Genomic DNA, 21,910 nt, shown 5'->3' on the forward strand with positions numbered 1-21,910 from the left:
GGTGCGGTAATGGTGTTTCCTGTTATGGTTACCCCGATTGAAGGGCTAACGGTATAGGTGTAGGCAGGGTCATAATTGGTGATGGCAAAGCTTCCAGTTGCCGTAGCACAGGTAGGTTGGGCAACTGCACCCAATGTTGGTTGTGCCGGTGTTGCAGGCTGTGCGTTGACCGTTACCGATGCAGATGCCACCGAAGTACATTGTGTAGCCGTATTTCTTGCCACTATCTGATAGGTGCCAGGGCTTACATTATTAAATGTTGCGGAGGCTTGAAACGTTAAGCCACCATCTTTACTGTATTCGAAATTTGCGCTTAACGGTGCGGTTATTTCGATTATGCCCGTGGCTACTGTACAAGTAGGCTGCGTAACATTAACGGCTGGAGTGGCTGGCGCTGCAATAACATTAATGGTTACGCTTGCCGTTTCAGGGCAACCTACACCGGGAGTAACGGTATAAGTAAAGTTTGTTGATCCTGAAAAACCAGCAGTTGGTGTAAAGGTAATATCGCCAGTGGCATTTACATTTAACTGGCCACCAGAAATAGCAATTGGGTTGCTAACTACAGCGCCATTAATTGCTGTAAGGGTTACGGTAGCGGCTGGGGTAGTTTCAAAATTATCTGCACCATTTGCATTATTGGCATTGTTACGGGTATTGTTGCCTGTAATCACATTAAAAGTGCTGGGAATGTTCTGACAAGTAGTTACATTATCAGCCACAATATCGATTACAGGAGAAATGGCAATTTGCCTTGTCTGCAAATCAGTTTTTGCTCCACCAGTTCCGGTATTGCCATTATCACTTACTGTATTAGTTAGTACAATAATTGGAATGCCACATGTAGTGGTATTTACATCTGGATCTCCTTGAGTAAATACAGGTGCCGTTGCTGCATTAGCAAAAAAGGCATTGATATCGGCTATTGTTCCTTCAAACGTAACTGCATTGGTACCCGAGTTAGTAACTGTTACGCCAGCAGTAGAGCTAGCAGCAAAGGTTCCCTTACCTGCAGGAATACTCATCGTAAAAGTAAAATTGCCCATTCCGCCATCTACATCGCTTAAAATGGCAGGTACTACATAAGCTTTTGGTGTGTCTTCTTGCACATTAAAAGAAGGGGTATTGAGTGCTGGTGCATCGTTTACTGCATCTAAAATAATCGTAAGTGTACTTGATGATGTTGCACCGCAAGGGTCTGCAATTGTATAAGTGATGATTGGAACGTTGCCATTGTAATTGAGCACTGGCGAAAAAGCATAACTGCCATTGGCATTAATGGTAATGGTACCAACATTTGCAATGAGATAAGGATTGGCTACCGCATGCAGAGGCGAACCTGCCTCGCCAGCTATAGTAAATCCAGTGATGATTAAGGCTGCTTTGTCGCTGGGACTGCTATCAGAATCGTTTGTTAATAGATTATTTGGACTGGCTGGTGCACTAGTGCTTACATTGATCGGAGTATCCTCAACTACCGATCTTATATTTGGCGTCGCAAATGGTGCCGCATTGAATTGGTTAACCGGGATGTTAAACTGACCAGTACAACCATTACTGTCAGTTATCGTTACGCTATAATTGCCTTGGGTAAGACCGGTTAAATTCTGGTTGGTAGCTTGTCCAGGTGGTATTACACCACCATTGCTCGCTGTCCAAGCAAAGGTATAAGGTGCTGTACCCCCAGATAAACTTGTTAAATCAATAATACCATTGCTTTCGCCAGGGCAGTGTACGGGTTGAGAGGTAACTACTACGCCAATAGGATTAGCAGGCTGTGTAATGTTTACAGTTTGCGTAGTAGTACAGTTATTGGCATCGGTAATGGTTACACTATAGCTACCTGCTGCAATACCAGTCAAATCCTCTGTAAATCGAATAATCGCACTACCACCATTTATTGTCCAAGCATAGGCATAAGGTGCAGTACCTCCAGTTACGCTTAAATCTATAGCTCCGTTACTGCCATTAAAGCAGCTTACATTGGTAGTGGTATAACTGGCACTTAGGGCTACTGTTGGTTGCGTAATAGTTACTACACGACTACCTATATTGCCTCCTGCATCAGTTACTGTAACAGTATAAGTGCCAGCTACTAAACCTGTAGCCGTAGCCGTATTTTGGACAGGTACAGTATTCCATGAGTAGCTATAGGGAGCAGTACCACCAGAGGCAGTAGCTGTTGCATTACCAGTTGAACTACCAAAACAATTGACATTAATTTGCGTGGTATTTATCGTAGCCAAAGTTATGGTTAGCTTATTAATGGGACAGTTGGTAGCTATTCCTGGTGGGCATACGGGCACATTAAAAGTATATACACCAAGTGTAGCCCCAATAAAAGTATAAGTACCATCTGTATTAACAACGGGTATTTCTGTGCCAGGATTGGTAATGCCAACAGGCACTACCGCTGTGCCGTATGTAGTGCCTACCGGCACATCATTATTAGTATGTAAGTTGCCACTAAGCGTCTGACTAGTAAAGCCAGAATTAAGATCGGGATTAATTGCTTTTATACAATCTACGTCTTGTATAGCATTATTCCGCCATGAGCCCCCGGCTTGACCAGCTCCTGCTATGTTTGGTACACCATTGGTACCAATTGTACCAGTAAGTTGGTTATTACTATTAATATTAGACCATTTAAATGTTCCATCACCCTCAATGGCATCGGGGCAACCATCGGCATCGCTATCTGTATCTTTATCATCTGATATACCATCACCGTCAGTATCAATAATCCAGTAAATTACCACTAAGGCATCGCCCCCCGCACCATAAGTGCCAGCACCAATAACACCATTACAGGTGGTAGAGTTAGTCGTACCTGCTGTACCTACAGGTATACCATTAATGCCATTGCCATAATCTACATCGTTTGTATTAGGTGGAGATAGTGTAGGGGGCGCAGCACCTAAGAGTTGATTAACAATATACTCTATGCTATTACATAATGCTGTAGTAGCAACAAAGCCAGAACCTCCATTACCACTAAAAGGACCAATTCCGCTGGTAATACAAGAATATGCGCCCTGTGAGGAACCGGTACTGAGCCCACCACCACCGTTAAAGCCCCCACCACCAGCCGATGTAAAAATCTCTGGATATTGACCAACACAACCGCCGGTGCCATCTACTTGATAATTAGTAGTGCCTGTCATTACTACTGCATTAACACCAGTACCAGAGGTAGGGGTATTGCCATTAAATCCTGTGCTATAGGCAGTATTAGCGCCACATTCTCCGTTATGGTCCATACCACCGCCGCCGCCAGCTATAGCCAAGGCACGGTTACGGCTGGCCAAATCGTTGGCTACTGTGCCCACACCTGTAAAAATTCCCCCCAAACCGCCACCTTGATCGTGCTGGCCAGCACCACCAAAGCCATACAGGCCTACTGCTACACCTTGTCCGCCAGCTACTGTAGTAACTCTTCCGTTCCTACCTCCACCTGCACCTACCACTACAGCAAATTTGGCGTTTGGTGTTACAACTGTGCTACCAAACTCTGCGTAGGTATAACCACCAATACCAGCAGGTACATTTTTCATAATAATCTCATGTGCTCCACCTGCTCCCCATATCTTCACCCGCATACCAATGGCATGGGCTGGTGCTGTAGCTGTTTGTTGTGCACCAGTATAGTTAAAAACCGATTTCGTGCCCTCGTTCACATCCAAAATACCATCATTATCGTCGTCTAGGTCAAGGTAATCGGGAATACCATCACCATCGGTATCTGTAGTGGTATTTGGGCATTGTGCCTTAGCTGTGTTTGTTACAAGGCCACTAGCCAGTACTAGCATTAATGGTAATAAAATAAATGGTAGCCTGCAGCTTTTTTTTAGTGCAGGTATAAAGTAATTTAAGAAACTAAGTATCGGTAGGGCGTAAAATTTTTTCATGATATTGGTTAGTGGTATACAACGACTTAGTGAGAATTGACGGGAATGGTTATTTTAATTGATGCAATGGTCTTTTTTGGATAAGGCCAGATAGATTAGAAAGCATTGTTTGCTTTGAGAAAATAGCAATGGTTCGAAATTGTAGAGGGTTAAAAAAATGGGCTAAAAATTTCATGAATTGATACTATTGTTTGGGTGTTTAGGATATGTAGCTTAAACTTTAGTTAAAGGATCTTGATCTTTGCTTAAAGACTGGTGTTTAAGGCTCAAATCGACATAGATCTTCCTCAGTCTTTCATTTTCTATTCTGAGCTCCATAATTTCTATAGCCAAGTGTTTATATTCTAGCAGCCAATTGTGGAATACTTCTTGTTCAATTTCGTGCTCTTCGCAAATCTGTTGCAGCTGCTTGCCGTTATAATATGCTTCTATAGCTTTTACAATCATTTTTACAGGGGTTTGATCATTTTCCATTTCTCTTCATTTAATTAGTTTAGAAACAAGGTTTTTGAGCTATCTGGCCAGCATCATGGCATTAAATATTGAACAAATCTAGGCTAGCTGTAAAGGCCAAAGAATAGGCTATAGGTAAAAGGGCATTCTTGCTCCATAAACAAATAAAATGGCTCCATGAATTTTAAATCGCCTTTTTAAAGGGTTTAACAATACTTTTTTGTTCAAAAAACTAAACCTATTCGTTGTTTAAAGAGATATTGTCTAAATTGGCTCTGCAAACGCCATAGCATGAACTGTTTAATTGTTGATGACCAAGAAATTTTTAGAACTGTACTTAAAAGATTACTCGATTTAGATACTACTTTAACCCTAGTTGGCGAGTGTGCAGATGCATTTGAAGCACATCAGCAGATCATGAGCCAACAAATAGATCTCATATTTCTGGATATTAAAATGCCAGGAATGAGTGGTATTGAGTTGGCTAAAATTTTAGGAGACCAGCATCCTTTAATTATTTTTACCACCTCTGTAAACGGATATGCTGCCGAAGCATTTGAATTGAATGTAGTAGACTTTCTGTTGAAACCCATCTCGGCTGCTAGGCTTTTAAAAGCCATAGAAAAAGCAAAAGAAATTATAAAAAGTAAAGGATTGACCCTTAATGACCAAATTAACGAATTTGCATTTATCCGCGATTCGAATGTGGTACGTCGGCTCAAGATCAAGGATATTCAGTATTTTGAGGCTACAGGCGATTATGTAAAGATCAGTATGGTTGATCGAGAATATTCGATCCATTCTTCCTTAAAAAATATCGAACAAAAGCTACCTCAAGATACATTTTTACGCGTGCATCGGTCTTTTATCATCAATGTGAGTAAGATCGATACCGTAGAAGGAAAGACTCTGGTAATCAATAAACACCTCATTTCTGTTTCTGATGCTTACCGGGCCGATTTGAATAAAAAAATGCAATTTTTATAAGCTTATAATCTGAGCTCATCATAGTATTTTTTATAAATTAACTAACTTGGTTTTATCAAACTCATTAAGAAAAGTTTATGCTGAGCCATTTTTTGATCAAATATCCAAGTAAGTACCACTTAATATTGGTATTGTGCCTGTTTCTCTGTTCAGCATGTAATACATCTCCTACCAAAAACAATACTCGCCTTTCAAATAAAGTCCAGCAAGTACTCCTCAAGGTTGATAGTTTAGCTACCTATGGACAAAGTAGAAAAGCAATAAAACTTCTTGATTCGACATATAACACTCTTAAAACCCCAAATACTAAAGAATTATTTGAAAAATATCGAATAAAGGTGGGTTATTACATGAGTGTTGAAAGAGATACCGCGAAAGCAAACTTAGTGGTAGACAGTATGCTATTGGTACTTAAAGGAAAGGAAAAACAGTACAGAACTGAATATGTAGCTGCCATTTTTGCCAGAGGAGATCAGTTAACGGCCAAAAAAAGTTATGATCAGGCATTTAAATATTATTATGATGCAAGACAGTTTGCACTGAAAAATTTAGATCAGTGCAACTATTATGAATATACTTATCGATTTGGGATGGCCCGATACCTACAAGAACGCTACCTCGAGGCTATACCTTATATTAAACAGGCTATTGCCGAAAGCGAAACTTGTAAGAGCCCGGAAGACTTGGCCAGGGTAAACCTATCAAGGCAGGCCTACCTAAATACACTAGCACTTTGTTATGAGAAAGCTGGCAAATTTGAAGAAGCTATTAATTATTATCAGAAAACAGTGAGTTTTATAGATTCTATTGCTTTGAAGCGCCCACAAAATGCAGTGTTTTGGCAAACCGCACTTGGGGTGATCTATGGCAATATGGGTGGTGCTTATGCTAAACTGAATAACTATAAAGTAGCAGAAAGGTACCTGAAATTGAGTATTGCTATTAATGATAGGCTAGGTTTTGACCCTACAGATGCACAGACCGCAAAACTTAAACTAGCAGATTTGTACATCCGTATTTCTAATTTTAAAGCTGCTGCTGTGTTATTGGCACAACTTCAGCAAATACTTGAACAAAAGAAGCCTGAAATGCAAATGCCAACCAATAGCAAATTGAGGCTTTACGAACTGCAATGGCAATATGCCGATAAACTAAAAATGAAATCTCAGGCTTACGTATTTTTGCAGCAGTACTATAAACTTCACGATTCGTTAGAAAAAATAAATAAAAATTTAAAAATAACTGATATGAGCATGGCTTTTAAGGCTCATGACCAACAGTATAAATTAGCTTTACTTACCCAAGAAAATAAAACAAAAAAGATTTATATCATAGTCTTTATTGCTTTTTCGGCAATGGCCATTTGCGTGCTGTTTTTGGTATGGCAAAATAGGCAACGGTTGAAATCATTAAATACAATTATACTAGATCAGAACGCCGATTTACACGAAGCCCTCACTGCACTCGAACAAAGCCAGGAAGAAAATACCAGGATTATGAAAGTTATTGTGCACGACTTGAGGAGCCCCATGGCTGCTGCGATTAGTATCACATCTATTTTGCTTAAAAATGAAAAATTGGAGCCTGGTGATTCGGAATTGCTCAAACTATTGGAAACTTCGAGCATTAACTCGCTAGAAATGACCAACGACTTGTTGAACATGAACACGAAACTCGAAAACTTGTTAAAGGAGCCAATTGAAATGCACACCTTAATTAACCATTGTGTAAACTTGTTGAAGTTTAAGGTAGCAGAAAAGCAACAAAAAATTAATATAGACCTAGAAGAAATTGTTTTAGCCGCGAACCGAGAAAAATTATGGCGGGTAATGAGTAATCTGATTGTTAATGCCATTAAGTTTAGTCCCGCAGGTGCACAGATCGACATCAAATTGTTTAAAGTAAATGAAGAGTTTGCCCAGGTAATGGTTAAAGACTATGGTATTGGGGTGCCCGAAGCATTGAGAGAAAAAATCTTTGATATTTTTACGGATGCCAAAAGGAGAGGTACTTCTGGAGAGCAACCATTTGGACTGGGGTTAGCAATTACTAAACAAATTGTAGAGGCACATGGTGGCAGTATCTGGCTAGAAAGTGAGGTAGGCAAAGGCAGTACATTTTTTGTGGAGCTGCCAATTGACTAAGCACAAAACCCATTTGGTGGTATAAATCGAGGTTGTTTACCTATCCCATTTTTGTTTGTTCTTATTCAAATAGGAGCTAGTTCTGAAATATAGATTTATAGTATCAACCCAGAAATTAGGTATAGCTATTGGTTTTGTTATCAGCAGGTAAATTTGTATTTTGCGTTAACACACTAACCATTTAGTTATGACCTCAGGCCTCAAAAAATCTCTTTTAGTTTTTCTATTATTTTTTTCATGTTTTAGTCTAGCTTATGGACAACAAGATCCGGATAAGGTAAAAGTAATAGCCGCTTACGATAGCGTGTATAAGGCCACACCTAGAGAGCGAATAGCGGTGCACCTAGATAAAACGAACTATGCTCCATTAGATACCGTTTGGTTTAAGGCCTATCTTTTTGATGGAACATTAAAAAGTGCCGCAAAATATAGTGGGCTGATTTATTTTGAAATGATTGATGCCAAAGGCCATATTGTAAAAAGCATTTGTTTGCCAACTGGGGCAGGACTTACTTGGGGAGGTTTTGTATTAGATAATGTCAACTATAGTGCGGGTACTTATACCTTTAGGGCCTATACCAATTGGATGCGGAATTTTGGAGATCGGTATTTCTTTAAAAAAGAAATCAAAATCGTCGATTTGGCAACTACTACTCCAGAAAAAACTGCAACTGTAGCGCAAAAGAACACAAATACCCCATCAACCAAAACTGCTGTGGCGCAAAGTAATAAATCGGCAGCCATAGATCTTCAGTTTTTACCAGAGGGTGGTACATGGATTGCAGATCAAACACAGGTGATGGGTTTCAAAGCCATCAACACCAATGGGATGGGTTTTTCAATTGCAGGTGATATTGTTGATTCGAAACAGCAAAAAGTGGCTTCTTTTTCGGCAGGAGAAAAGGGGATGGGCTATTTTACCATGGTTCCAAAAGCTGGCGAAACCTACACGGCCATAGTAAAAAATCCTATAGGTTTAAAGAACATAATTCTTCCAAAAGTACTCACAACAGGCACCTCTTTACAGCTGATCAATACATTCGCTGCAGATTCGATTACCATTAAAGTTCAATCTAACTTGGTTGGTCAAGAGTTATTGATACTCGGACAATCGAGAGACCTGCTTTGTTTTGTGGTTAAAATGAAAGCGAATAGCAGCTCTAAAACCTTAGTGCTGCCCAAAAACATTTTTCCAACTGGCATTAGCCAAATTATAGTTACTGATATCAAACACCGACCATTAAACGAAAGAAGCTTTTTCATTAACCATGGTGATCAGCTTAATATCGATGCTAATTTTAGCAAAAAAAACTACACCCGTAGAGATAGTGTGCCTATGGCTTTAAAAGTTACAGATGTGGCTGGCAATCCAATTGTGGGGTCGTTTTCTATGGCCATTACAGACGATAGCCAGGTAAGCAAAGACAGTATCAACAATGCCAATATCCTATCATACCTTTTGTTAAATGCAGAGTTAAAGGGCGAGATTGAAAATCCTGGTTCGTATTTTCATCAGTTTAATGAACAAAAGCACAAAGAGCTAGAAGCTTTGTTATTGACCCAAGCTTGGGTAAGTTACAGTTTGGCTCCTCAGCAAAAGCCACAGTTTAATGCAGAAATTGATTTCTCTATTAGAGGATCGGTAAAAAACTTGACCAATAAACCAATTAACATGGCCCAGGTTTCAATAGTAGGCAGAAACCGAGGTAAAATGCTCATGTTGCAAACAGTTGCCAACCAGAAAGGCGAATTTGTGTTTGATAAATTTCCGGCCTTAGATAGTGCAACTTTGGTAGTGCAGGCACTCAATGCAAAAGGTAAATCGGGTACCTTGGGGGTTACCGTTAATGAGTTGGCTAATGCCCCAGTGTCTGCTCCTTTAAAAGATGCTGTGGTTTTAAATACAGTTAAACCAGATACAATCATCCAAAACTTTATTGCTACAAAGCAACAAGTGTATAAACGAGAGGGCATTAGTTTAAAGGAAGTAACAGTGATTGGTAAAAAGACCGTAAAAGGCTCTAAAACCTTGAACAAGGCTGGCGAAGCAGACCAAGTGATAAGTGAAGAGGAATTGGAGCAAATGGGTAAAAAAACACTCTATGATATCCTTTTTGAAAGGGTTGCAGGCTTTAATTATAAAATACCTAGAAGAAGCGAAAGCAATGAGTTTTTTATTAAAAACAACCGGGTAAAATTTATTATTGATGGTTTGGATGTTGATTATTTTTATGAAGCGATGCCGGTTAGAGACGATCATTATAAATTTATAAAAGATTACCTAACCCGTTACAATGCAGAAGATGTAACTGGTATAGAAATAATGACTAGCCTTTACAATACTGCAAATTACGATGCTGTTTTTGGTTCAGTTACTTCTAGCAGTAGTGGCGATTTTCTCTCTTATTTAGAAATTACTACCAAAAGTGGTTCTGGGCCATTTTTAAAAAAACGTGCAAATGTTTACATGTATAAACCACCAACATACGGCGATTTGAAGGTTTTCTATAGTCCTAAATACAATTCGGTTACAAAAACTGACCAAAAGCCAGATCTACGTTCTACCATTTATTGGGTACCCAATTTGGTAACAAATGAAAAAGGGGAAGCTAAAACATCATTTTTTACTGCAGATAGAAAAGGAACCTACACCGTTTGGATTGAAGGCACCGATATGCAGGGGAATATTGGGATGAAAGTAACTACATTAAAGATAAATTAGATTTTTTTAACATTAAGAAATTAAGGTAATAAGGGAAACACCAAAAAACTTCTTGTAACTATTCCTATTGTTTCACTGAGTTTGTGGGGGTGTTGTTACTAATTGGTCTTCGAAAGGCTCAGACTGACAGACATGGGTTTGTTTAATCATTTGTTACACTGAGCTTGGTGAAGTGCTTTGTTACTTAGTCTATACTTTCTGCTACTTAGACTATACTTTCTGCTACTTAGTCTATAGTTTCTGCTACTTAGCCTATACTTCTTGCTACTGAGACTATACTTCCTGCTACTTAGTCTATACTTCTTGCTACTGAGACTATACTTTCTGCTACTGAGACTATACTTCTTACTACTTAGCCTATACTTCTTGTTACTTAGTCTATAGTTTCTGCTACTTAGACCACACCTTAGCTATTACAAATTGCCTTAATTTCTTCATGTTTAAAACAGGCATAATACCTGCCAATATGTTAAATAACTGTTAAAATGTTACAATTGCTGGGCTTGCTGCGTTTGGGCTGGTATAACTTAAAACACATGAAACAATTAAAAACAAAATCCATGAAAAGAAAACAGTCCCTAGTACAAATCTCTAAAACTTTAGGTCTATTGGTGCTCACAGCTTTACTGCTGGTAGCTTGTAAAAAAGATAAAGATGGCGGAACAACACCATCGGCAAAAGTAAACCTAATGATCTCCTCTCCAGGAGCTACCGAACTCTCTCTATTTTTAAATGGTACCAAATCTACCACTTCAGCATTGAACTACAATAGCGTTGTAAAAAACTTAAGTGTTACGCCAGGCACTGTAGAGTTTAGTTTTAAAAAGAAAGATGTTACCGAAGTTTTGGATAAAATTTCTGCTAACGTAAAATCTTCTGGTACATATACCTTAATCTTTGCAGATAAATCGCCAAAAACTGCCGTAATTTTGGTAGAAGACGATCTTACGAGTCCAACAGCAGAAAAGGCCAAGATCCGTTTTGCCAACTTAAGCCCCGATGCGCCTGCATTAGATTTGTATGTAGTAGGTAAAACAGATGCTGTTGTAACCAATAAAACATTTAAGCAAGTTTCTGCTTTTGTAAACATAGATCCGGGAGCGCTAGGTTTTGAGATTAAAGAAAATGGAAAAACAGAGGTATTGGCCACCCTTACCAAATTTACTATAGAAAAAGGAAAAATTTATACCATTTGGGCCAGAGGGCTTAAAGATCCGGCAGCTGCCGATGCTGTAAAACTTGGCATAGAAGCCATGACCAATTAGTAATCAACTTAAACTTAGGTTAAACAGATTGCTATTTGAATGGTTGTAGGGCCTAAGTATTGTCTTTTCATTTACATAAATTCGGCCTTGGCCAGTGCGGTCAGCAATTTTTTTGCCTTAGCACAATCTTTAAAGCACTGGGCGCAGCCGTGGATTTTTTTGCATACTTTTTTCATCTATAGGAAAAAAGTTTGTCCGCGAAGCGTCAGAACCCTATAAGAATGTTCAGAGAAAATGATCTGGTTCTAGACCGCGTTTGTATGTAAATGTATTACGTTAGTTAGGAATACTAAAAAGCAGTATCAGTTTTCTGGTACTGCTTTTTTTATGCTTTGAATTGTATAATGGAGCTGGTTTAAACAAGCTTACTAAGCGTTAAAATCTGTTAATTAATTTGGTATAGGCTGTACAAGAGATAACTTAGTATAAATCCTTATCAACATGATCAAAATTTCTCCCATCCTTATCACATTGTTTATCAGCAGTAAGCTATTGGCACAAAGCAATGCTCAAACTGCAAATACGAACTTCAATTTTGGCTTCGAAAAGGGGGCTATAGGACAACTGCCAGAGGGCTGGACCAGAGCCGATGTTGCCACAACTTATAAGGCAAGTATTGCAGGCGATGAAAAACATGGTGGCAACCAAGCCTTGTTGATCGAAAATACAACAACAGCCGATGCCAAGGCTTTTGCCAGCGTGGTAAAAACTATTCCAGCAAAGTACATTGGAAAAGTGATTGAGTTTAAAGCTTACCTTAAATTTCAGGATGTAGTGAATTTGCAGGGCCTTGTTTTAAAGGTTAACGATGTAAACAACCAGCCCCTGCAATATAAAACACTGCAAGCACAAAAGATCAGTGGTACTAGAGATTGGCAACTCTATAGTGTAAAAGCATTTTTGCCACCCGATGCACAAACCATTATGGTAGGACTTACTTTAAATGGTCCGGGTAAATTATGGGTAGATGATCTGCAACTGCTTTTGGATGATAAAGACCTGAGCGAGGCGAAAGTGGATCCAGATTATGATCCTAATCCGCCAAAGCGTGCCAAATTTGGCGACAATACTGCAGCTTCTGGTCGGGTAAAATTGAAAGATGTTGATCTTTATTACGAAACTTATGGTAGTGGAGAGCCTTTGCTGTTGTTGCACGGCAATGGTCAGATGATTTATGCTTATTTGAAACAAATTCCTCATTTTGAGAAAAAATACAAGGTAATTGCTGTAGATACGCGTGGGCAGGGCAAAAGTAAGGATTTTTCTACTGGGCCCTTAAGTTACGATCTGTTTGCAGAAGATATGAAACAATTGATGGACTCGCTCCACATTAAAAAGGCCAATATTTTAGGCTGGAGCGATGGAGGGAACACGGGATTGATTATGGCCGTAAAGTATCCACAATATGTGAATAAATTAGCCATTATGGGAGCTAATCTTTTTACGGGTACCGAAGCGTTGCCAGAAGCTGTATGGGCGCAATTAAGAACTGCAATAGCTCAACTCCAACCACGTACAGACGAAGCTTCTAAAATGCAAGTGAGGTTGTTTACCATGTTATTGAACGAACCTCATTTAACTTTTGCAGACATTAAAAAAATTAAAGCGCCAACATTGGTAATGGCGGGCGAAACGGATATGATTTTAGAAAGCCATACCAAATCAATTGCAGCAGGAATCCCGAAATCGCAATTGGTAATTTTTAAAGGTGCATCACACTACGCACCTGTTGAGGTGGTAAGAGAATTTAACGAAACGATCTCTAAATTTTTTGAAGGGAAGTAGTAGAATTGACTTAAACTGCTGATTTATTTTTTGGAAATTCTTAGCTAAAGATTTTAAAATCGAAGCTCCTATTAATTCAATGGGAGCTTTTTTATTTGCTTGCCCAACTTATAGACTGTTCTCGTCTTTAATTCCTTTTAATAAGGCATAAATAGCCATTGCATGCCCATGGCCCAATTGATACTCTTCTTTTAACCAAGCCACAATATCACCAGCTTTAACAGTGGCTTTTAAATTTCCATTTTCTGTAAAACCCTTTTCTTCTGCTTTTTTTCTGAACTCGGCAGGACCTAAGGCAGTTTTCTCTTTAATTGTTTTAAGATAGGCTTGAAAAGACATAAAAATATATGGATTTAAGTTTATGGAGTTCAGCAATAGATGTGCAAATATTGCCGACTATTTTGCAGCTAACAGCAACTAAAAGAGTGGCTGTATTGGAAAGTAGGTACTCTCAAATAACAACCACCAGTAAGATGCATAAAAAGCTTAGTGTTTTTTATCAGAAGTGTCGGCTTTTCTGAAAAAAGTTAAAGAAAATGCAGCGATTAAGATCACAGCGCAAACAGATGCTAACGTAACTAATAATATTAAGCCTTGAGTTGATTGAGGTCCCATAATGTATATTTTTTAAGCGAAGTTAATTAATTAAGTGCGAAATGATAAATATAAATCGAAACTTGTAAGCATCATTTTGCCTTCAGATAATTGGTTGTACTGTCTGCATAGTTGGCGTGTTTGTCCCAACCTTTGGCTATTTTCAATTTAATACTATCTGGTAACTGCTCGAATACCTTTTTAAAATAGAGTTCTTTTGGTAGGGGCTTTTCGTAATAGGTATCGTCTCGGCTAGGCTCATAAGCTTGCAGCTTGGTCTTGAGTATCAATTTTTCCAATTTAGCGCCACGCAACCACACTAAAATGTTTCCATTGTTGGCAATTCCAATTAAAAATCTCAGACCTTTTTGATCGCCCCGAGGACTATATAGTTCTTCTAATTGGTTTTGTTTGGTAGCAGCAATAAATAATTGTTTAATCTGGGCTGTAGGTAAGCTTAGCGTGTCTTTATAGAATTTCTTGTCGCGATAGGAAACATATTCGATAACCAGTTTTTCTGGTAAACGTAATGCTTGATGGGTTTCTGCAAAATTATATTCATCGCCCCATGTGGTATTAAATGCCCTCACATTTTCGGTATTGATTGTGGCATCATCGTCAAATGGCAAGATGAAATAGCTATTTCTTATGGCTATGGGATAACTTGGCGGTGCAGTAACACTCGAGAAATAATAATATCGCTCCCAGCTTTTATAGGTAATTATTTTAATTGAAATGGCTATACCTAAAACAAGGGCTAGTGCGATATAGGCTTTATTGATAAAATTTAACTTCATTATTAATGCGAAAATGCTTTGCCCAATTCGGTAACATACCACAACAAGCCAGCTAATGTTAAGCAAACCAATAAAGCAATGCCAAATAACCATTTGCCCAATCTATAGCCTTTGCCATGGTAACTAAAAGCATAACCAGCTAAAAGAATAGTAAAACCCACCGCCAGATAAATGATGTTTAACATTTGTTGGTTTTCTGAAGCATAACCTATATTTACAAAAACCAATAACAGGATGCTATTAATGGCAATAAGCAGTATAGAAATATGGCTGTTTTTTTGTTTCCAGGTTTCTTGTTGGTTATCCATTGGCTTTAATTTTTAGTTGCTTTGGGTTTAACGAGCACCACAAAATAGCCATTTTATAGCATGAATTAGCAATTATGTTAATGTGCTTTATTTTTCAAAGACAATATTTACTAATTCGTCTAGCGCTTTTGCCTTTCTAACTATACAGTATTTTATCTGATTCGATCTGCAGTTAATTTTGTTCATAGATTTCATCTTATGTAATACCGCCATGTCTAGAAAAAATATCATCATTAAAGGAAATCCGTTGTCTGAAGTTGATATGGATTTAAGCTCACTGCCTATGCTATTGGCAAAGGGTAGCGTTAAAACAGACGAACTATTGAACCATATCGATATTATTGCTGCTATTGGTTATTATGGCATTACCGAACTGTTAGATATGATAGGCGAAGAAGAGATCAAATCTTACCTCAGTTTACAAGCATGTACCCAAACTCATCCTTGAAATTATGCTTAAAGTGAAGAAAACCATCATTTACTAAATGGTAAAAAACAGAGCAATTGCCGCTGCACCCATAATTGCAAACGTAGCCCATAATAATGTTTTAGATAACCATCCACTTTTGTACTCGCCCATTATCTTATCGCTAGAGGCTATTTTTACAATTAGAAATAATAAAGGTACTGCTGCAATACCATTAATTACCGCGGTATAAACCAATGCTTTTACTGGGTCTATGCCAATAAAATTAATTAAGAGACCTACCAGTGTGGCAATAATAATAACACCATAAAAACCATGAGCCTTTCTAATTTTGATACTCAAACTGGCATTCCAACTAAAGGCCTCAGCAACGGCATAAGCTGCCGAACCAGATAATACGGGTACCGCCAAAAGTCCAAGTCCGATAATACCCACAGAAAAGATAAGTTTAGCCAAATAACCTGAATTTGGAAAAGAGTGAACCAATGGCTCTAATGCCTTAGCCGCATCGGCTGCATTTTTTACATCGGTTATTCCACTATTGTGCAGTACTGTAGCACCCACCAAAAGAATGCACCAAGTGGTAAATTCAGAAACAACCATACCCACATTATTGTCTTTGCGCATGGCATGAATGTGTGGCCAGCCAATTCTGGGCTTGCCTGCTCTCATTAGTCCTTTTGCATTCTCTTCTTCTACTTCTTGAGAGGCTTGCCAGAAAAACATGTAAGGGGTAATGGTAGTGCCAAATACACCAGTTATGATAAATAAAAAGGCAAACGAAAATTCAAAGTGGGGCACTACTGTAGCTCTTAATACAGTAGGCCATGGTTGGTCGATCATAAATGCGGTAATGGGATAGGCCAATAACGCCAATGCCAACCATTTAAGAATTCTAGAATAGATCCTATAACTTGTAAAAATTTCTAAAAGAAGAATGCCGATGGTAAAAAAGAGGGTAAGCACCACAAAATGGACAGGTACCAATAACTGGGCTGCTGCGGCCATTGCACCAATATCTGCACCTATATTTATGGTGTTGGCTACTACCACAAGGCCCACCACAGCATATAACACTTTACTGTTATAATGTTCTTTAACCACAGCTGCAATACCTTTACCGGTAACTAAACCAATTCTTGCACAAGCTTCTTGTACAGCTGTCATAAAGGGGAGCATATACAAGGCGGTCCATAGTTGGCCATAACCAAATTGGGCACCAGTTTGCGAGTAGGTGGCGATACCAGAAGGATCATCATCAGCCGCACCTGTAGTAAGTCCAGGCCCCAAAAGGCTGAAAAATTTTCGAATTTTCCGCATCCTAAATTTCGACTTCACCTTTTGTGCCATATAAATTGGTTTTAGATAACAAGTTAAGATATATTTGTCAATATCAAATTGTTTTTCAGGTTGATACAGGGCAAATGTTGTTTATGCTTTGTATTGACCAAAGTGGTTGACCATGTTATTTAATTAGATTTATAGATGAAATTTTTTTTATTGTGTTTGTTAAGCCTTTTCTTTTTTTTAGCTGTTTTTGCGCAAAGTAGCAATCTGAATGAAACGCCACACGTATTTTACCGCAATGGAAAAACCATATTACAGTCTGTTGTAAATGGTAAGTCTGTTGTTGATACTGTTGATGCCCAAAATAAAACTGTGGTGAAGGTTAAATTTGCCCAGCATCCGGAATGGGATTTTTCGGTTCCATTGAAAAAGACATTGGCCATTGAACCTTCAGTTGCTAAAGGTGCAGATAAGATGCTGTTCATTTCTGATGTGGAAGGAGAATTTACAGGCTTTAGGGCCTTATTGTTGGCAAATGGTGTAATTGACCAAAAATACAATTGGAAATTTGGTACTGGGAAGCTGATTATCTGTGGAGATCTTTTTGATAGGGGGAAAGAGGTAACCGAAGTGCTTTGGCTATTGTATAAGTTAGAACAAGATGCAAAGGCTGCAGGTGGTTATGTACATACCATTTTGGGTAACCACGATATTATGAATTTAAGTGGCGATATTCGCTATGTTGACCCTAGATATTTAGAAATGGCAAAGATAGTAGGGCTTACCTACACCGATTTTTTTGCAGCCGATACAGAATTGGGTAGATGGTTAAGAACCAAAAATATTATAGAGAAAATTGGTGATAACCTTTGTGCACATGCAGGTATTGCACCCCAAATTAATACACTTGCAATGCCTATAGCTCAAATTAACGACAAATGTAGACCATATTACGATAAGGCGAAACGCTTAGCTTCTGTAGGAGAGGCAGACCCAACTATAGCCAGCTTTTTTAACAGTAAAACCTCTTTGTTTTGGTATAGAGGATACTTTGTAGAACCAAAAGCAACAGAAGAAGAGGTAAATGCAACGCTTTCTATATTTGGGGTGAAGCGAATTGTTGTAGGCCATACCATAGTTCCGGGCAATGTTGGATTTTATTATAATGGCAAAGTTTTAGGTTTAGATGTAAATCAACATGCTGGAAAACATGAAGCTGCTCTTTTTGAAAAAGGAGTTTGGTATAAAATAGATGATAAGGGTTTGAAAACAGAACTGAAAAATAATGATTAGTGACAAAAATGTTTCTTTCTTATTAGAAAAAACAAATTTTTAAATACCGGGGATGTTGTATATTTACCATCATCCAAACTATTAACGATAAATGAACAACTCTCCTAAACATATTCTTATTGCTGATGATCATGATGTAGTTAGATATGGTGTAATGTTATTGATTAAAGAACTGTTGCCATGGGCACAAGTTTCTCAGGTGGGTAGTTTTACTGATGCATTAGATGTAGTAGAAAAAAATGAGTTGGATCTGGTGGTTTTAGATATCAATATTCCGGGTGGCAATAATATCCAGATGTTGGAGATATTGGAAAAAAAACAAAAAGGAATAAAGGTTTTGATTTTTTCTGCTTACGATGAAAGTTTGTATGCTTTAAGATATTTGCAGGCAGGAGCCAAAGGATACCTCTATAAGCAAAATTCGAATAGCGATGTTAAATTAGCGCTTCAAAGTGTTTTAAATGGTGGTACTTACATGAGCAAAACTGTTAAAGACAGTTTAATTAATAATTTGCTTAACAATAACAATGAAGACCAAAATCCGATAGACATTTTATCCAATAGAGAATTTGAAGTTGCACAGATGTTAATATATGGACATGGTATTACAGAAATCTCTAGTGCATTAAAGCTACAGATGTCTACGGTAAGTACTTACAAAAACAGAATTTTTGAAAAATTGAATGTAGATAACATTGTTCAGCTGATTGATAAATTTAGACTTTGGAACATCACTGAAGCGAATAATTGAGTTTATAGAATGATTTCGACAGTGGTACCTCTTCCCAACGTAGCTACCACATAAATTTTTCCGCCAATTGCCATAATTAATTCTTTAACCATAATTAGGCCCAAACCTGCATTTAAAGGTGCATCATTTAAGTCTACAGGTTGTCCGGTTTCATTAATCCTATTACACCAAAGCACTTGGTAAGGTTTCATTCCAATACCCGTATCTTTAATAAAGATGCTCGTTTGATGCTCATCAACCTTGCAATAAAAGCTTATTTCTCCAACATGGGTAAACTTTACCGAATTGTCCATCAGGTTATGTAAAATAACGGATAACAGTTGTTCGTTAGTTTCTATTGTTGTCTTTTTATCAATTAAGTTATGGATGGTAGTACCCTGGGAATTGGCAATTCCCTGAAAAATGGCAATTTTTTCTTCTATCAGTGCATTTAAATTAAATGTTGTTTTCACATTAAGGTCTTCATTGGTAAAACCCTTTGCGTAAGTTAAGAGGTTTTCTGTAAAATGATAGATCTGCGAAGAAGAAGTATAAATCGCTTTTAAACCGTCCATGTCAATATGACTGGGAGTTGAACTTTTATAAAGTGACTCGCCAGTAAGCATTAAATATTTAAGGGGGCTTTTAATATCGTGCGCAATTGCAGCAATTAACCTACGTTGGAAATATCCATGTCGTTCTAATCTTTTTTGTGATGATTCATAGGCCTTAATGGTGTTTTGCAGTTCGTTTGTGCGTTCGCTAATGCTTTCTTCTAATTGTATATTCCTTCTCCTGATAATCTTAATCCTTAATTTAATATAAAGATAGAGTAACAATGCGGCTAAAATTATGGTACACAATAAGAACCACCAAGTTTGGTATAAATGTGGTGGTACCACAATGGTTATGTTTTTATAGGTGTAATTATCCTGTCCAAAACCACTCAATTTTCTAATGTTGAGCACATTTTTACCTGCTGGGAGAGAAGAATAGGAAATAATCTGATCGATACTTTGTGTCCACTGTGTTTGATTAGACAATTTGTATTCAAAATTTAGATTTTCGCTATTGCCAAAATAAGGTGTAACTAAAAAAATGTTTAACCTGTTAAACTCATTTGGTATTTCTATAGTTGTCCCATTTGTACTGATGTGTTTATTGTCTAAAATAACCTTATCTATAAACATGGGTTGATTAGGCTGGTTTGCTACTATTTTTGAAGGATTAAATAGTACAATTCCATTCATACTTGGAAAAGAAAAGCTTCCATTACCCATAATAGAACCGCAAGGCTGACAGCCACCATTAAATTCGTTGGTATTAAAACCTGCAGCCCTATTGTAATAAAGATAAAATACGCTGCTTACCTTTTGATCTGCATATGCCAACAAATCTGTTATTGCAACCTGAAATAGTCCTTTATTGGTGCTGATCCAAAAGAAGCCTTTTTGATCTTCTAAAATACAATGAGAAGTATTGAGGTAATTATTGTTGTCGTTTGGCAATCGGGTAATTTGGCCATCCTTATATAAGTAGAAACCATCTCCATAGGTTGTAATCCATATTTCGTTTTTTCTGGTATAAATGCTGCGAATATCTTTATGGTCTAATTCTGGAATGTTGTACTTTTTTCGAGTTGCAAAATTATAATAGTACATTCCCTTATGGGTTCCGATCCATAATATTTGCCCGGTTTTTTTGAGGTAACTCACATCATTAATACCTGCCAGTTCTGGTACTTTGGTAAAACTCTTTTCTCCTTTGCCCAATTTATAAATGCCTTTGTAGCTACCCGCCCATATTTCGGTATTTGGTGCTTGATAAATTGAATTGATGGTGTGTGAAAAGGTATAAGTGGCAAGGACAGTTTGGAGATCTGGAGAGAATTTAGAAAGGGTGATGCCATTTGGTGCCCAGATATTTTTATGTTGGTCTACCAATAATGTATAGTTGTTGCTGTGTTTTTTCAGGATATCAAAGCGAGTTATTGCACTGGTGTTGTCAAATAAATGTCCATTTGCATATAAAACAGCATCTTTTCCATAAGGTATTTGGGCATAGAAAAGATCTAACGAGTTAGATTTTGCTGGATTTAAAGTGCTAAAATTCTTTTTTCTATAAACATATAGCCCTTTGGTAAAACTGCCCATATAGATGTGGCCACTTGTTTTATCTAAATAAATGGATATGATACCAAGATCTTCAAAATCTATTTGTTTGATTACACATTCAGTAACAATATTTCCTGTTTTTTGATCGATTTTTAAAGTATATAAATCATTGTTAACATTTAAAAAAACATCTCCAGTACACGAGTTCCAATATAATTTTCCCGATAGGTTATTGAGTTCGTTGGTTACTGCTCCTGTTAAATTTGCTTTAACTTGTTTACCTTCATTAAAACAGGTCAGGTTTCTTTTCTCATCAATATAATATAGCTTTTTGTTCAGCACAAAAAACCGCCATTGGTCTCTATAATTGAAAGGAAACTTATTGATTAGAATTTCATTCTTATAAAATTCTACGGTTCCATTTAGAATTCTGTATGCACTATTTTTGTCGTTTACGATAAGATAGGGCATGCCAACTACAAATTGTTCCAGAAAATTTGGAACACCATTGGCATAATAATAATCGTCTTTTGAGACGTTTTTAAATTTGAAAATTTGGTTGTAAGCTAAAGGAGATGAACCAACATGACCATCTTTAATCTGAATAAGCTGCCAGTTTTCTGACATTGCATATAAATTGTTGGTTTTTACATCAACCCTGAAATTTGTAATGCGGTTAGAGTTTGTTTTAGAATAGTTTTTGTCGAATAGCACAAACCTCTGACCATCATACCTCACTAATCCGTTTTCTGTGGCCAACCACACAAAACCAGCATTGTCTGTAGTAATAGATTTTACACTATTCTGTGGAAGACCATTTTCATCGGTATAATGATCAAGCGTATAATCTTGAGCGATGGCCTGGTTGAACAGAAAGAATAAAAGAACAAGAGAAAAACGCATAGATAATTAAAGTAATAATTACAAAACTATCTTTTATGTTGAAAAAGTTGAAGTTTTTTTAACTATAAATTGAGGAGCGGGTAAAAAGGGATTTAATTTTTTTTATCCACCCAAAGAACAATTTTTTAGAATATAAATCTTGTAGAATAAATACTACATAATGGTAGAAATCGCACTACAAGCTTATTTTGGG

Annotated in this window: 15 protein-coding genes; 8 read left to right on the plus strand and 7 right to left on the minus strand. The window is 37.5% G+C overall.

Annotated features, from left to right (window positions below; all coding sequences use genetic code 11):
• Window positions 1-3,908: S-layer family protein (locus AQF98_RS13850; RefSeq protein WP_152969720.1), on the minus strand; the 3,908-nt coding region annotated here is incomplete at its 3' end.
• 213 nt (window positions 3,909-4,121) lie between these two features.
• Window positions 4,122-4,382, minus strand: a complete 261-nt coding sequence (locus AQF98_RS13855; RefSeq protein ID WP_055132570.1) for a hypothetical protein — start codon at window positions 4,380-4,382, stop codon at window positions 4,122-4,124.
• A gap of 270 nt (window positions 4,383-4,652) precedes the next feature.
• On the opposite strand from AQF98_RS13855, the gene AQF98_RS13860 reads away from it, so the two are divergent.
• From AQF98_RS13860 to AQF98_RS13880, 5 genes are all read left to right on the plus strand, one after another.
• A complete protein-coding gene (locus tag AQF98_RS13860) occupies window positions 4,653-5,348 on the plus strand; it encodes a LytTR family DNA-binding domain-containing protein (RefSeq protein WP_055132571.1) in 696 nt (231 codons plus the stop codon).
• Window positions 5,349-5,698: 350 nt separating this feature from the next.
• The gene (locus AQF98_RS13865; RefSeq protein WP_055132572.1) at window positions 5,699-7,492 is read left to right on the plus strand and encodes a tetratricopeptide repeat-containing sensor histidine kinase; all 1,794 of its coding nucleotides are present in this window, start codon (window positions 5,699-5,701) and stop codon (window positions 7,490-7,492) included.
• Window positions 7,493-7,679: 187 nt separating this feature from the next.
• Window positions 7,680-10,214: a Plug and carboxypeptidase regulatory-like domain-containing protein gene (locus AQF98_RS13870; RefSeq protein ID WP_055132573.1), complete on the plus strand. Its 2,535-nt coding sequence runs from the start codon at window positions 7,680-7,682 to the stop codon at window positions 10,212-10,214.
• 560 nt (window positions 10,215-10,774) lie between these two features.
• Window positions 10,775-11,479: a DUF4397 domain-containing protein gene (locus AQF98_RS13875; protein WP_161805872.1), complete on the plus strand. Its 705-nt coding sequence runs from the start codon at window positions 10,775-10,777 to the stop codon at window positions 11,477-11,479.
• 441 nt (window positions 11,480-11,920) lie between these two features.
• On the plus strand, window positions 11,921-13,264 hold the full coding sequence (locus AQF98_RS13880) for an alpha/beta fold hydrolase (protein ID WP_055132575.1): 1,344 nt from the start codon (window positions 11,921-11,923) through the stop codon (window positions 13,262-13,264).
• A 108-nt stretch (window positions 13,265-13,372) separates the two neighbouring features.
• Here AQF98_RS13880 and AQF98_RS13885 read toward each other — a convergent pair whose 3' ends face one another.
• The 3 genes from AQF98_RS13885 to AQF98_RS13895 form a co-directional block, all read right to left on the minus strand.
• Complete coding sequence (locus AQF98_RS13885) at window positions 13,373-13,603, minus strand: DUF4287 domain-containing protein (protein ID WP_055132576.1); 231 nt, start codon at window positions 13,601-13,603, stop codon at window positions 13,373-13,375.
• A gap of 347 nt (window positions 13,604-13,950) precedes the next feature.
• Window positions 13,951-14,655: a DUF2931 family protein gene (locus AQF98_RS13890; RefSeq protein ID WP_055132577.1), complete on the minus strand. Its 705-nt coding sequence runs from the start codon at window positions 14,653-14,655 to the stop codon at window positions 13,951-13,953.
• Window positions 14,656-14,657: 2 nt separating this feature from the next.
• A complete protein-coding gene (locus AQF98_RS13895) occupies window positions 14,658-14,963 on the minus strand; it encodes a hypothetical protein (protein WP_055132578.1) in 306 nt (101 codons plus the stop codon).
• A gap of 211 nt (window positions 14,964-15,174) precedes the next feature.
• On the opposite strand from AQF98_RS13895, the gene AQF98_RS13900 reads away from it, so the two are divergent.
• A complete protein-coding gene (locus AQF98_RS13900; protein WP_055132579.1) occupies window positions 15,175-15,411 on the plus strand; it encodes a hypothetical protein in 237 nt (78 codons plus the stop codon).
• Window positions 15,412-15,444: 33 nt separating this feature from the next.
• Here AQF98_RS13900 and AQF98_RS13905 read toward each other — a convergent pair whose 3' ends face one another.
• Window positions 15,445-16,740: an NRAMP family divalent metal transporter gene (locus AQF98_RS13905; RefSeq protein WP_055132580.1), complete on the minus strand. Its 1,296-nt coding sequence runs from the start codon at window positions 16,738-16,740 to the stop codon at window positions 15,445-15,447.
• 135 nt (window positions 16,741-16,875) lie between these two features.
• On the opposite strand from AQF98_RS13905, the gene AQF98_RS13910 reads away from it, so the two are divergent.
• Window positions 16,876-17,970: a metallophosphoesterase gene (locus AQF98_RS13910; RefSeq protein WP_055132581.1), complete on the plus strand. Its 1,095-nt coding sequence runs from the start codon at window positions 16,876-16,878 to the stop codon at window positions 17,968-17,970.
• A 91-nt stretch (window positions 17,971-18,061) separates the two neighbouring features.
• A complete protein-coding gene (locus tag AQF98_RS13915) occupies window positions 18,062-18,721 on the plus strand; it encodes a response regulator transcription factor (RefSeq protein ID WP_055132582.1) in 660 nt (219 codons plus the stop codon).
• A 2-nt stretch (window positions 18,722-18,723) separates the two neighbouring features.
• Here the strand turns inward: AQF98_RS13915 and AQF98_RS13920 are convergent, their stop codons facing one another.
• Window positions 18,724-21,717, minus strand: coding sequence for a two-component regulator propeller domain-containing protein (locus AQF98_RS13920; RefSeq protein WP_055132583.1), 2,994 nt, complete (start codon window positions 21,715-21,717; stop codon window positions 18,724-18,726).
• Window positions 21,718-21,910: the final 193 nt, after the last annotated feature.

The sequence above is a fragment of the Pedobacter sp. Hv1 genome, from assembly GCF_001412215.1.
GTDB lineage: Bacteria > Bacteroidota > Bacteroidia > Sphingobacteriales > Sphingobacteriaceae > Pedobacter.